This window comes from Pseudonocardia alaniniphila (assembly GCF_022524485.1).
In the GTDB taxonomy this organism is placed as follows: domain Bacteria; phylum Actinomycetota; class Actinomycetes; order Mycobacteriales; family Pseudonocardiaceae; genus Pseudonocardia; species Pseudonocardia alaniniphila.
Window position 1 is genome coordinate 62,828 of sequence record NZ_JAKXMK010000037.1, and the last position, 12,820, is coordinate 75,647.

The 12,820-nt window shown below is 69.2% G+C and carries 14 protein-coding genes; 8 read left to right on the forward strand and 6 right to left on the reverse strand.

All coding sequences use genetic code 11. The features are described 5' to 3' along the window. Window positions 1–6: 6 nt before the first annotated feature. The 5 genes from MMF94_RS34685 to MMF94_RS34705 all read left to right on the forward strand — a co-directional run bounded on the left by MMF94_RS34685 (window position 7) and on the right by MMF94_RS34705 (window position 3,847). On the forward strand, window positions 7–867 hold the full coding sequence (locus MMF94_RS34685) for an SDR family NAD(P)-dependent oxidoreductase (protein WP_241041683.1): 861 nt from the start codon (window positions 7–9) through the stop codon (window positions 865–867). Between the two features lie 251 nt (window positions 868–1,118). Next, window positions 1,119–1,814 (forward strand): GntR family transcriptional regulator, encoded by a 696-nt coding sequence (locus tag MMF94_RS34690; RefSeq protein ID WP_241041684.1) that lies wholly within the window; start codon window positions 1,119–1,121, stop codon window positions 1,812–1,814. Between the two features lie 203 nt (window positions 1,815–2,017). Further along, window positions 2,018–3,373 carry a Rieske 2Fe-2S domain-containing protein gene (locus MMF94_RS34695; protein ID WP_241041685.1) on the forward strand — a complete coding sequence of 452 codons (1,356 nt, stop codon included), beginning with the start codon at window positions 2,018–2,020 and terminating at the stop codon, window positions 3,371–3,373. Then, window positions 3,370–3,621, forward strand: coding sequence for a type II toxin-antitoxin system HicB family antitoxin (locus MMF94_RS34700; RefSeq protein ID WP_241041686.1), 252 nt, complete (start codon window positions 3,370–3,372; stop codon window positions 3,619–3,621). Before MMF94_RS34695 ends, MMF94_RS34700 begins: the two co-directional genes overlap by 4 nt. An 88-nt stretch (window positions 3,622–3,709) precedes the next feature. Then, a complete protein-coding gene (locus MMF94_RS34705) occupies window positions 3,710–3,847 on the forward strand; it encodes a hypothetical protein (RefSeq protein ID WP_241041687.1) in 138 nt (45 codons plus the stop codon). 54 nt (window positions 3,848–3,901) lie between these two features. Here the strand turns inward: MMF94_RS34705 and MMF94_RS34710 are convergent, their stop codons facing one another. Further along, window positions 3,902–4,522, reverse strand: coding sequence for a TetR/AcrR family transcriptional regulator (locus MMF94_RS34710; RefSeq protein ID WP_241041688.1), 621 nt, complete (start codon window positions 4,520–4,522; stop codon window positions 3,902–3,904). 40 nt (window positions 4,523–4,562) lie between these two features. Between MMF94_RS34710 and MMF94_RS34715 the strand changes: the two genes are divergently transcribed. Next, window positions 4,563–6,062 carry an MFS transporter gene (locus MMF94_RS34715; protein WP_241041689.1) on the forward strand — a complete coding sequence of 500 codons (1,500 nt, stop codon included), beginning with the start codon at window positions 4,563–4,565 and terminating at the stop codon, window positions 6,060–6,062. A 7-nt stretch (window positions 6,063–6,069) separates the two neighbouring features. Here MMF94_RS34715 and MMF94_RS34720 read toward each other — a convergent pair whose 3' ends face one another. The 3 genes from MMF94_RS34720 to MMF94_RS34730 all read right to left on the reverse strand — a co-directional run bounded on the left by MMF94_RS34720 (window position 6,070) and on the right by MMF94_RS34730 (window position 8,292). Further along, entirely contained in the window at window positions 6,070–6,945 is an 876-nt protein-coding gene (locus MMF94_RS34720) for a class I SAM-dependent methyltransferase (protein ID WP_241041690.1), read from the reverse strand. Window positions 6,946–7,053: 108 nt separating this feature from the next. Continuing rightward, window positions 7,054–7,653 carry a helix-turn-helix transcriptional regulator gene (locus MMF94_RS34725; protein ID WP_241041691.1) on the reverse strand — a complete coding sequence of 200 codons (600 nt, stop codon included), beginning with the start codon at window positions 7,651–7,653 and terminating at the stop codon, window positions 7,054–7,056. A 48-nt stretch (window positions 7,654–7,701) separates the two neighbouring features. Further along, on the reverse strand, window positions 7,702–8,292 hold the full coding sequence (locus MMF94_RS34730; protein WP_241041692.1) for a TetR/AcrR family transcriptional regulator: 591 nt from the start codon (window positions 8,290–8,292) through the stop codon (window positions 7,702–7,704). A 68-nt stretch (window positions 8,293–8,360) separates the two neighbouring features. Between MMF94_RS34730 and MMF94_RS34735 the strand changes: the two genes are divergently transcribed. Beyond that, window positions 8,361–9,134, forward strand: coding sequence for an oxidoreductase (locus MMF94_RS34735; RefSeq protein WP_241041693.1), 774 nt, complete (start codon window positions 8,361–8,363; stop codon window positions 9,132–9,134). A gap of 75 nt (window positions 9,135–9,209) precedes the next feature. Here the strand turns inward: MMF94_RS34735 and MMF94_RS34740 are convergent, their stop codons facing one another. Beyond that, window positions 9,210–10,427 carry an FAD-dependent monooxygenase gene (locus MMF94_RS34740; protein WP_241041694.1) on the reverse strand — a complete coding sequence of 406 codons (1,218 nt, stop codon included), beginning with the start codon at window positions 10,425–10,427 and terminating at the stop codon, window positions 9,210–9,212. A 129-nt stretch (window positions 10,428–10,556) separates the two neighbouring features. Between MMF94_RS34740 and MMF94_RS34745 the strand changes: the two genes are divergently transcribed. After that, window positions 10,557–11,336, forward strand: coding sequence for an IclR family transcriptional regulator (locus MMF94_RS34745; RefSeq protein ID WP_241041695.1), 780 nt, complete (start codon window positions 10,557–10,559; stop codon window positions 11,334–11,336). A gap of 106 nt (window positions 11,337–11,442) precedes the next feature. On the opposite strand, the gene MMF94_RS34750 is transcribed toward MMF94_RS34745, so the two are convergent. After that, entirely contained in the window at window positions 11,443–12,726 is a 1,284-nt protein-coding gene (locus tag MMF94_RS34750; RefSeq protein ID WP_241041696.1) for an MFS transporter, read from the reverse strand. Window positions 12,727–12,820: the final 94 nt, after the last annotated feature.

Sequence of the window (12,820 nt, forward strand, 5' to 3'; positions counted from 1 at the left end):
TCAACCGTGACTTCTGCGATCAACCAGCCGCCCACGCGGCGTACATGGCTCATCACCGGCGCTACATCCGGGATCGGCCGATCTCTCGCCATTGCCGCCCTGGAGCGCGGTGACAATGTTGCGATGCTTGCGCGGAACAGCGGCGACCAGGCCCGTGAACTCGCGCAACGGCGTCCCGATCAGGTGCTGATTGTCGAGACCGATGTTCGCGACGAGCAATCGGTGCGTGCGGCGGTCGAACGGACCGTCGAGCGTTACGGTCGCATCGACGTCGTCGCCAACAACGCCGGTTTCGGGCTGTTCGGAGCGGTCGAGGAGGCTACTGACGCAGAGGCGCGCGCAGTCTTCGACACGAATGTGTTCGGCGTCCTCAACGTGTTGCGCTCCACTCTTCCGGTTCTGCGCGAACAACATTCCGGGCACATCCTTCAGAGCTCGTCGTACTTGGGGCAGACCGCCTTTGCCGGTGTCGGCCTGCTTGCTGCCACCAAATACGCCGTCGAAGGAATCGCGGACGCCCTTGTCGACGAAGTCGCTCCGTTCGGAATCAAGGTCACGCTCGTCCAGCCGGGCCTCACCGCCACCGCCTTCTTGGCCAATATCGACGTGGCCGAGCCCAATCCTGCTTACGACCACACCGTCCGCAAAGTCCAGACCTCGATCGGTACCCTGCCGCCCGAAGCCTTCAACGCGCCGGACAGAGTCGTTACCGCCATCATGGCCGCTGTCGACTCCGACCGGCCCCCGCTGCGTCTGGCAACCGGCTCAACCGCTGCCCAGGACATGCAAGCTGCGCTCGAATTCCGGCTCAGCGAACTCGATTCGTGGAGAGAAATCACCGACAACGTCGACACACCCACGCACTGAGGCGCCCGGGGATGGGTGATGCCCCACGACAGCGCTGCGACGCCGGGAGCAACCAGCCGAAAGGACGGATGATCACGCGATCACGCGTGACGAGGCCGACGGTATCGTGATGCAGTCCGCGCAGCGAGGACAGATGTGGGGCACCCCCTGGACGATCGAGGCGGGGTCTCGGCGGGTGCGGGGCCGCGCCGGGCGGGCGGTCGGGCCGTGTGGCGCACGTGCGGCGGACCGCACGATCGAAGGGAGCGGGGATGTCGCGGGTTTCAGTGACGAAGCCGGCCGGCCGGGCCACGGCCCTGGTGCTCTCGACGGTGCGTGCCGCCATTCTGAGCGGTGAGCTGAGCCCTGGCGAGCAGATCAGGCAACAGGTGTGGGCCGACCGCACCGGGGTCAGCCGGCCGCCGCTACGAGAGGCGCTCGAGATCCTCACCAACGAGGGCCTGCTCGTCCACGGGCTCAATCAAGGCTACTTCGTCGCGAAGTTCAACCGGGACGAGATGGAGCAGCTCTACACGATGCGCCTGCTTCTGGAGCGGGAGGCTCTCGAGGAGATCGAGTGGCCGACCGACGCCCAGCTCGCGGAGCTCGAGAACGTCGCCGATGACATCGAACAACACGCTCGATCGGGCCGTCCGGACATCGCCCTTCAGGAGCTCGCCGAGTTCTATCTGGGGATCTACGAGCTGTCACCCAAGAAGCTGATCGTCGAGGAAGTGAAGCGGCTCTGGATCCGAACGGCTGCGTACCGCTCGCTGAGCGTCGATGTCAGCGCCGACCCCGGTCGGTCGGGCCAGCGTCTGCACGTGATCGTGGATGTCCTCCGGGCCAGGGATCTGCCCCGGCTGCGGGAACTGCTCCTGCGGCCGACGCTGCGTGGACGATCCGGGGTGGCTGTCGGGGGCCACGTGATGCCCTCCGGGGCGGACGAGCGGCGCGTCGCCGGGTAGCGCGAGCCCAGCTCGATCATCGAAGGGGAAACGCCCCGATCGCCGCGGCCCTCTATTGACACGACTGGATCTCCGCTTCAAGATTGAAGACACTGCCGCCCAATTTCCCACCACGGAGCGCCGGCAGGCGTTCGGCTCGAACTCGCGCGATGAAGCGCGCTGACCAAGCGTGGCTTCACGTGCTTTGGCGGCAATGACGGTCGATGAACCGGTCTACCGCGGAGGACCCGATGCTGAGTCATGCCGACAACGAGACGATCTGCCGAGTGGCCAAGGGCACGCCGATGGGTGACCTGATGCGTGAGTACTGGCTGCCGTTCGCACTCGGGAGCGAGCTGGAACCGGACTGTGACCCGCTCCGGATCATGTTGTTGGGCGAGCGATTCTTGGCCATCAGGACGACCTCCGGCACGCCCGTTCTGATGGACGAGGTGTGCCCTCACCGCGGTGCCTCGATGTGGTACGGGCGCAACGAGAACGAGGGTATTCGCTGCGTCTACCACGGGTGGAAGTTCGACGGGACCGGCGCGTGCGTCGACATGCCGAACGAGCCGGTGGGCAGCAACTTCAAGGACAAGGTGCGGCTCCCGACCTACCCCGTGACGGAGGCCGGCGGGCTGATCTGGGCTTACATCGGCCCGCGCCATACCCCGCCGCCGATGCCGTCCTTCGAGTGGTTCGACAACCCCGAGGGCGCGAGCGTGGCCTGGGCGTTCCAGCGCGAGTGCAACTGGCTGCAGGCGCTGGAGGGGGACATCGACACGAGCCATTTCGGTTTCATGCACGTCGGTCACGCGGATCCCGAGGACGCTCCGGAGGGGTCGTTCCTGCGCTACACGATCGAAGACCGCGCTCCACGTTACAAAGTGCTGGACACCGAGTTCGGTGCGACGTATGGCGCATACCGTCCGGCCGGTTCCGAAGACAGCTTGTACTGGCGCTTCGCGCATTTTCTGTTCCCCTTCTACACCATGGTTCCGACCGGGGTGCTCGGGACGAAGTCGCAGTTGCGGGCGTGGGTTCCGATGGACGACACGCACACCATGGCGTTCCATTCCGCGCCGGGTGCACGCCGGTACACGGCTCCGGCCTCGCAGAAGGTGGGCATCACCGAACGTGAGGCGACGGCGACGGAGTTCCTGCCCAACACCAGTGACTGGTTCGGGCGGTTCCGGATCACCGCGCGCGTCGAGAACGACCACCTCATCGATCGCGCACTGCAGCGCAGTGGGCGGAGCTACACCGGCCTGGCGGGGGTGATCATCGAGGATCAGGCCATCACCGAGAGCATGGGACCGATCTTCGATCGAACGCGCGAGCACCTGGGTAGCTCGGACGTCATGGTCATCCGGGTCCGTCGCCGGCTGCTGGCCGCCGCCCGCGCGCTGGCCGCGGCCGGCACCGTCCCGCCTGCGGTCGACGTGCCGCAGGCCTACCAGCAGCGTTCCGGCGGGATCGTGCTTCCGGCGGACGCAGACTGGATGGAAGCCACCGCCGAGCTGCGCAAGACCGGCGTCGAGCACCCCGATCTAGACCCCAGCATGGCGGGCGGAGCGTGAGCACCACGACCGCGAGCCTGGATGAGCTGCTCGCGATCCCGTACGTGCTCGACGTCCGGGCGGTCCAGCGCGAGGACGGCGAGTGGATGTGCCGGGTCGGCTACGACGAGCTGCCCGGATGCGTCGCCGAGGGGCGCACGCCGTTCGAGGCACTGACCCGCCTCGAACGGCTGCGTGTCGCGATCGTGACCGACCTGTACGAGCGAGGCAGGCCGGTCCCGGCGCCGCGCGCACCGTTGCGCGTGTAGGCGTCGCCACAGATGTTCTGAACATCCGGGTCGCCGCTGCGGCGCTCGGCATCCCGAGCTCGGAAAGACCTTCTCTCCGTGCAATTGGGTGCAAGCGATCGAGGGCAACCTCGACAGCGCGCACATCTCGTGGCTGCATCAGTTCAACGCGATCGACGACATCCCCGACGACGGCAGCGACAAGCATGGATACCTGTCGGTGGACCAGTCGCGGTTGGCTCCGTGACTGCTGGGCGTGAGCCGTGGCCTGCCCTGCACGCATCGAGGCAGCGGTCGACGTTCAGCTCGCGAGGCCGACGATGAGCAGGTCGACGATCCGGCCGGCCAGGTCGTGCAGCTCGTCGCCGGTCTGGCCCTCGATCCGGCGGTACCACATGTCGACGGCGTTGAGGTTGCTCAGCAGGGTCCTGGTGGCGAGCGTCGAGTCCACCCTGCGCAATGAGCCGTCGTCGATCCCCTCGGTCACGACCCGGTTGAACATCTGCTCGTAGTCCTTGCGGAGCCGATTCAGGGCCAGCAAGGCGTCGCGCTGACGGGCCTTGAGCGCAGTCGACGCCTCGCCCCGCACCGCCTGATGGACGACGTGGTGGTAGGCGAGGTCCTCCATCAGGTTGAGCAGGTGGGCGATCGACATGGCGACGAGTCGGTCGCGCCCGGCGCCGGAGCCCTCGGCGTGCGGCTCGACCCGATCCCGGACGCGTCGCATGCCCTCCCCGTACACAGCGAGGAAGATGTCGAACTTCGACCGGAAGTGGTAATAGACGAGGCCCTTCGTGGCCCCCACCTCGTGGGCGATGTCATCGATCGTCGTAGCGGCGAACCCACTGCGCATGAACGCCTCCGCCGCTGAGTCGAGGATCCTGCTCCGCGCGCTGGCTTCGACCTCGGGGCTCGTGCCCACCGGCTCCTCCTTGCTGCCCGCACCTGGGGTGCATCCCCGCATGCCGCTGTCGCTGCGGTTGACACTACGTGATCACGATCTTACCGTGATACTCAGTAGTATTGCTGGTGGTAGGCCATATCGTGCGACGGCCGCGCCGGCAGCACTGGAAGTGCGCCCCCGGATCCCACATCGACGTCGAAGCCGGAGCCACCAGATGACGAGCGCGACGGACCTGCTGCACGAACTCGCGACGAGGAAAGCGATGGCGCGGCTGCTGCCGGTACTCGCCGTCGCGTACTTCATGTCCTACGTCGACCGGACGAACGTCGCCCTCGCGAAGACCGCCCTCGAGGCCGACATCGGGCTCAGCGCGGCTGCCTACGGGTTGGGCGCAGGCCTGTTCTTCGTGAGCTACGCCCTGCTCGAGGTACCGAGCAACCTTGTCCTGTACCGGATCGGGGCGCGGTTGTGGATCACTCGCATCGCAGTCACATGGGGCGCGGTCTCCGCCGCGATGATGTTCGTGCAGAACGAGCTGTCGTTCTACGTCCTGCGCGTGCTCCTCGGCGCCGCCGAGGCGGGCCTGTTCCCGGCCATGATGTACATGGTCACCCTGTGGTTCTCGCAGAAGCACCGCGGCATGGTGGTGGGCCTGATCTATACCGCGCCCTGCATCGCGATCTTCATCGGCTCGCCCATGGGCGGGGCGCTGATGGAGCTGGACGGCGTCGGTGGCCTGCACGGGTGGCAGTGGATGTTCCTCGTCGAGGGGATCATCACGATCCTGGTCGGTGTGTTGGTCTGGTTCCTCCTGCCTGGACGGCCCGCGGACGCCAGGTGGCTCACAAAAGATGAGGCCGCCGTGCTCACGGCGCGGGCGGTGGGACATGAGGCACCGACGCGGACGCATCTGCGCGGGAACCTGCGCTTCGCGTTCGGTCGCCCGGTCGTGATCGTCCTGGCCGCGATCTACTTCATCAATCAGGCGATCAGCTCCGGCATCGGCTTCAATTTCCCGGCCCTGGTGCAGTCGCTCGGCATCCAGAGCCCCTTTCTCATCGGGGTCGTGGCCGGTGGCGGTGGCATCGCCGGGCTGGCGGGGGTGCTGTTCTTCCCGTGGCTACAACGGCGAATCGGCCGCGAGATCGCCCTCATCGGCGTGTGCGCCGGCGCCGGACTGCTCATCTTGGTGACCTTCATCCTCTCCACGAGCGTGGGGTTGAGCGTGACCCTGATCTATGTCGCCAACTTCTTCGCCCTGGGCACCCTGCCGCTGTTCTGGGTGGTCGCCATGTCGCGCATGTCGGGCCTGATGGCGGCGGCCGGTCTCGCGTTCATCAACATGATCGGGATCGTCGGCGGGTTCGTCGGCCCATTTGTCTACGGCCTTATCGAGAGCGCCACCGGCAGTCTGTTGGCGCCGTACTACACGATCGCGGTCGCATCCCTGGTCGGCCTCGCGCTGGTTCCGGTGCTCGGGCTGATCATCCGTCGCGAGAAGGAGCAGGAAGGGACCGGCCCGCAAACAAGGGAGGCGTCCCTGCAGACACCCACGTAGCCAGTGCTCAGCCGTTGCGGCGCGCGGCCCAGATGGTGCGCTCGGTGCGGACCGCGAGGTCACCGCGGCGCAGGATGCTGCGAGGGCTGTCGGTGTCGAGTAGTCCGTCGAGCGCCGCGAGGTCGTCGGTCGACAGTGCGTCAGCCGCACGGTGACGCAGGCGCTGCAGGGCGCCGAGTGCGTAGCGGCCGACGGCCGCGCTGCGGTCGCCCGGGATGTTGACGGTAACCGTGCGTTCGCCGTCGACGGCGAATCCGGCGGCGGTCAGCATGGGTCCCCAGTCGGCGCCCCGGTGGGGCACGTGTTCGGCGTGGTAGCGCTCGCCGGCGGCGTGGCAGCGTTCTTCCAGGCCGGGCCGGTCCTCCGGGGCGTTCTCGGGCAGGAAGCGGGGGAAGCCGGCCAGCTCGACCACCGCGAACAGGCCGCCGGGCGTGAGGATGTCGTGGACGGTGCGCAGGGCGCGGTGGGGGTCGGCCAAGTGGTGCATCGACGCAGACGCCCACACCAGGTCCGGCGTGCCGAGGTCGGGCCAGTCGGCGGCGTCGAGGTCGGCCTGCACGGTGCGCACGCGCTCCTGCACCCCCTCCGCGTACGCCTTTTCTCGCAGGCGGTGAAGGTGCTCGGCCGAGGAGTCGACGGCGGTGACGCGTGCGTCGGGGAAGCGGGCGATGAGGGCGAAGGTGCCGGCGCCGGTCCCGCACCCCAGGTCCACGATCTCGTGTGGGGCGGACTCAATGGGCAGCCATGCGGTGATGGCGGCGATGTGCTCGGCGAGGACTTCCGCGTCCAGGTCGAGGATCTCCGCCTGGCTGCCGGACCCGGCCGCGTGCTGGAGGCCGTGGTGCGCGCCGTGACGGGCGGCGTGCGGGTGTGCGTGGGTCATGTGCGCACGCTATGGCGGCGATGCGCGTGCGGCACGATCTCTTTCCGAATCGGCAAGGCGGTGGCTGTCTGGTGTGCCGCCTGCGCAAGCGCGTGCCGCGGCGGGAGGTCACGTGCCGGGGCTGTCCGGCTCACCGGCGCCCTTGTTGCGACCGTCGAGCTGATGGCCGCGGCGAGCGTCACGGTCGAAGATGCCGAGGATCTCGCACGGGCCGGTCTCGGTGCCGATGGCGTGCGGGAGCATGGTGGGGAACTCGGCGGCCTGGTTCGTCTCGACGCGGAAGCGTCGGTGGCCGAGCGCGAGAATCGCGGTGCCGGACAGGACGACGAGCCACTCGCGACCGGGGTGCGCGCGCATCCGTACGGGATCGTCCGGCGGCTCGGTCATCCGCTGACGCACGACGCTCATGCCCGGAACACCCTTGATCGGCCAGCGCATCAGCCCGTGCCGGGCATCGATCATCGGGCTGGTGACGACGTCGTCGGTGGCGGTCTCGACCAGCTGATCCAGGGTCGTGTCCAGGGCGCGGGCAAGGATGACCAGCTGATCCAGAGCGAGGCGGCGCCGCCCGTTCTCGATGCGCGAGAGCGTGGACTGGCTGAGGTTGGCGCGGGAGGCCAGTTCCTCAAGAGACCAGCCCTGTGCCACGCGCACGGCGCGGATGCGTTTGCGTACGAGGCTGTCCAGGTCGCCATCACTTTGCGTCACAGGCAAGAACGTATGTCCCGGGCGCAAACGGGGTGACGGCCGAGCGGCTCAGCCTGCCTTCTGTGCGCCGAAACGCAGGCCGTCGAAAAGGATCGCGGTGATGCGCACGGCTTCGTCCCGCCAGCCTTCCGTGGCACGCATTCCGCAGATGCCTCCCAGTGCGCGCAGCAGTGTGCGCCCGCTGACGCCGCCACGGATGGCGCCGGCTGCCGCGCCCGCTTCGAGCAGCCGATCGAGAGCCTGTGCCATCTGCGTGCGGGCGTCATCGAAGACCGGTGAATCCGTCGCCATGATGCTCTCCAGCGCGACGGCCATTCCCTTGCTCACGGCTGAGTGCTCCACGAGCAACAGCAGGAAGCGTCGCAACGCCTCGTCCGGCGCATGCCGGTTCAGGAGCTCTGTGGGTGCGGCGCACAGGTCGTCGACCTCCTGGCGGTAGACCTCCTCGATGAGGGCTTCGCGTGTCTCGAAGTGGCGGTAGATCGTCCCGACCGCCACTCCGGCCCGCCGGGCGATCTCTTCTACGTGAGCGTCGGCCTCGCCGGTGAGGAACGCCTCCCGTGCCGCGGCCAGGAGTGCCTCGCGGTTGCGCCGCGCGTCAGCGCGCAGTGGACGTGACGACTGCAACAGCGCCTCCATAACGTGAGTCTGGTTCATATTAGTTAGAGTTTCCGGAGTCTGGTTCATATTAGTGGAGGAGTGCTCCCATGACGTTCTCGGAAGAGGGGCTCGGCGGCCTTCGCGTGCTGGTCACCGGTGGCAGCCGTGGACTGGGTGAGGCGACTGTGCGTCGATTCGCCGCTGCAGGCGCGACGGTGCTGACCGCCTCACGCAGCGCGCCTCCGGAGGATCTGCCGGCCACCTTCATCCCCGCGGACCTCGGGACGATTCACGGAGTGGAGGAGCTCGGCCGACGGGTCATCGACAGCGTCGGCGGGGTGGATGTCCTGGTCAACAATGCGGGTGCCGCGAGCGCCCCGGTGCCGACGCTGAAGCGATCCGACGAGTCGTGGCGTGCGGACCTGGACGTGAACCTGCTCGGTGCGGTCCGCCTCGACCGGGCCCTGGTTCCGGGGATGGTGGAGCGGGGCTCTGGCGTGGTTGTGCACGTCTCGTCGATTGCGAGCCGGTTCCCGCAGCGCACCGAGGCGTCCTACGCGGCGGCGAAGGCGGCGCTCAATGTCTACAGCCGCGAGCTGGCCACCGAGGTGGGTGAGCACGGGGTGCGCGTGGTGTGTGTCCTGCCGGGCTTCGTGGTCACCGAGGGCGCCGTCGAGCACCTCCGGCAGATGGCCGATCGGCAGGGCGTCGGCATCGAGGAGGTGCGGCAGCAGCTCGTGGATCACTTGAAGGTGCCGATGGGCCGGCCCGGCGATCCCGAGGACGTGGCAGAGATGATCGCGTTCCTCGCGTCCGGCCGCGCGAAGTGGCTCACGGGAGCCGAGTTCCGCGTCGACGGCGGCATCATCCCGGTGGTGTAAGCCGAACCGAGCAGGGGGAGAACAGTGCACTCGGGGTCCGGGGCCGCGAGTGCTCACCGGTGAGGCGCCGCATCATCACCCGCCTGCCCCCGTCACTGCCTCGGCGATCGCCGCGTCGGGGTCGTACTTGTAGATCCAGCTGTTCGCGACCAGAGGGTCGGCGTCGCGGAAGGACGCGTCGCGCACCTCCTGCTCGGGCCCGTCGGGGAGGTGGTTGACGAACGAGCGTGCGTGGCTCACCTCCTGCAGGCGGCTCGTGCGCGGACGGCGCAACTCCTCGTAGCGGTGGAGGCCGCGCGCCGGGTCTGCTCGGTCCCCGGCCAGGCAGGCGGCCAGGACGGCGGCATCCTCGATCGCCTGCGCCGCGCCCTGCGCGAAGAACGGGAACATCGGATGCGCGGCGTCCCCGAGGAGCGTCGTGCGCCCGACACTCCACCGTCGCAACGGGGCGCGGTCCAGGAGGGCCCAGCGCCCGGGTGTTCCGGCCGCTCGGATCAGATCGATCAGCCGCGGATCCCACCCCGCGAACTCGGTGAGGAACTCCTCGACCGTGGCGGCGGCCGTCCACGACTCGATCGAGTAGTCACCGGCGGGTGCGAAGGCCACCAGGTTCACCAGCCGGCCGGCCGAGATCGGGTAATGCACCAGGTGGTGATCCGGGCCGATCCACAGCGTCTGGGCCGGCCGGCGGGCGAAGGACGGCGCGCGCTCGGCCGGCACCAGCGCTCGGAACGCGCAGAGACCCGAGTAGGTCGCGGGGGAGGGCTCGGCGAGCGTGCTCCGCACCACGGAGTGGATGCCATCCGCGCCGATCAGAACGTCCGGCTCGACCACCTCGCCGTCCGCGAACCGCAGTACCGGACGCGGGCCGGCGGCGTCGAGTCCGACGCAGCGTCGGCCCAGGCGGACCGTTCCGGCCGGTACGGCAGAGCCGATCGCGTCGAGCAGGTCGGCGCGGTGTGCGGTGTAGGTGTGCTCGCCGTAGAGCCGCTCGCAGGCGGCCTCGAGGTTCTCGGCCGACAAGACCGTTCCGGTCTGCCATCGCCGGAACTCCCAGCCGACCTGGAGCTGCACGGCCCGTTCCAGGAAGGTGTCCAGGACGCCGAGGCGGCGCAGCAGGCGAACGGCGTTGGGGGCCACCACCACGCCCGCGCCCACCGGCGTCAGCTCGGAGGCCTGTTCGTACACGGTGCTCGGGAGCCCGGCGCGGTGCAGGAAGGCGGCCGCTGCGAGCCCGCCGATCCCGCCGCCGACGATCGCGATCTCCGGTGTCTCGGCTGCCGAAGCGACCATCTGTCCGTACTCCACTCCCGGCCGCGGGTTTCCTGGGCACGACCGACGCGCCATCGTGCCGGGGCCGTCGAGCGCCGGAGCGGTTGTTGTCATTCAATGAACATCGCCGGTGAGAGAGGGAGGCGCGCCATGCCCCGCACCAATGAGCCCGGTCGGAGCGTGAGCTCCCGCCTCCTGGAGATCCTCTTCGCGTTCCGGGCCGAGCAGAGCGACCTCAGCCTGACCGAGCTCGCCCGCGAGACCGGGATCCCGCTCGCCACCGTGCGCCGGCTGGTGCTGGAACTCGTGGGCGCAGGTGCGCTCGAGCGCAGGAGCGACGGGCGGTACACCGTCGGGCTGCGCCTGTGGCAACTCGGGACCCTGGCCCCGCTGACCGAGTCGCTGCGGACGCTGGCACAGCCGTTCATGGACGACCTCTACACCGCCCTGCGACAGCACGTTCAGCTGGCAGTCCTCGAAGGTCAGCAGGCTGTGGTCATCGAGAGGCTGTCGGCACCGAAGGCGGTGGGACTCGTCTCGCAGGTCGGCGGCCGGCTGCCCTTGCACTGCTCCGGAGTGGGCAAGGTCCTGCTCAGCCATGGTGGAGCCGACCTGATCGAGAACGTGCTCGGCGGCCGTCTCCCTCGACAGACCTCTCGGACGGTGGTGGACCCCGACCTGCTCCGCTCGCAGATGGCCGCTTGCCGGCGGACCGGCACGGCCACGGTCCGAGGCGAGCTGACCGAGGACGCCGACTCGGTCGCCACCCGCATCGTCGACGGGGAGGGCCGCGTTGTGGCGGCCCTGTCCGTGGTGGTGCGTACAGGCTCGGTGACGCACCAGGCGGCGCTCCCATCGGTCGTGACCAGCGGACTGGGAATTTCCCGGCAGCTCGGATGGCGCCCGGGGATCCGGCTGCGCGAGGACTGATATCGCGTCCGGGCCGCGATCCTGTGCGCGGACGGAGCCCGATGGGAGCGTGCCCGCGCTTGCAGAGGCGACGGGCAAGCGGTCCGGCCGTCGCCCGGCAGACGGCTCAGCCGACCTCGATCCGGCGCCGGCCGGCGAGGACGTGGCGCTCGCGGCTCGCGGCGACCCCGGTCGCCACCTGCACCACGAGCAGCCCGCCGAGTGCGGCTAGCGGGATGGTCCACCCGCCGGTGGCGGCGTACACGGCGCCGAGCCCGATCGGGCCGAGGCCCGCGAGCAGGTACCCGAACCCCTGGGCCATGGTCGAGACGTGGCCGGTGTGGTGCGCGTCCGGCGAGCGCCACACGATGTAGCTCAGCGAGAGGCTGAGCGAGGTGCCCTGCCCGAGGCCGAGCAGCGTCATCCACGCGTACGCCCCGGAAACGGGGCTCACGGCCAGGCCGAGGTAGGCGCTGCCGGTGAGGACTGCGGATGCGGCGATCGGGAGCCACGTCGGGCGGATCCGCTTGGCCAGCACCGGCGCGATCAGCGAGGCCACGATGCCGGGGAACGCCGAATAGGACAGCAGCCATCCCGCCTCCGGTGCGGGCATCCCGTGGTCCTCCAGGAGTGCGGGGACCCACGTCAGGGTCGTGTAGTAGCTCATGCTCTGCACGCCCATCAGCGCGGTGACCGCGAGTGCGATCGGGTCCGTGAGCACCGCGCGGAACGGCGTTTCGCCGGCTTCGCACGGCGTGTCGGCGGCCTGGTGCGGCACTTGCGTGCGGACCGGTGCCCGCACGAACTGCGGGAGCCAGACCGCGAACGCGAGCGCGGCCGGGATCGCCCAGAGCGCGAGCGTCGGCCGCCAGGTCCCGCCCACGGCGAGCAGCGGCACCGTGAGCCCGGACGCGAGGGCGGCGCCGAGGAACAACGCCGTGGAGTACAGGCCCATCATCGGCCCGGCGCGGTGCGTGAAACCGTGCTTGATCGCCGCAGGCATCACGACGTTCGCGACCGCGATCGCGGCCCCGACGACGACCGTGCCCGCGAACAGGCTCGTGAGTCCTGGTTCGAGGCGCAGCACGACGCCGGCGGCGAGGGCGAGCATCGTCAGGCCCAGCAGCCGGTGCATCCCCAGCCGGCGGGTGAGTCCCGGGGTGAGGAACGCGAAGGCGCCGAACGCGAACACGGGGATGGTGGTGAGCAGGCTGGCGACGGTCGGTGAGAGCCCGAGGCCGGCGCGGATGTCCGAGAGCACCGGGCCGACCGAGGCGACGCCGATGCGGAGGTTGAGCGCGATCACGAGCAGTCCGGTCGCGAGCACCGCGGAGGCGAGACCGGACGACCGGTTCCTCGCGCCGTCTCCGGCGACCGGCCGCCCGAGCGATGGGCGGACGAGGTCCGACATGCAGGGTTTCCTTTCGAGGTAGGACGAACGGCCGTGACCGCGATCACTCCGTTGTCCACCTCGGACGTCGGCCGGTTCCCCATCGAGTTCACTC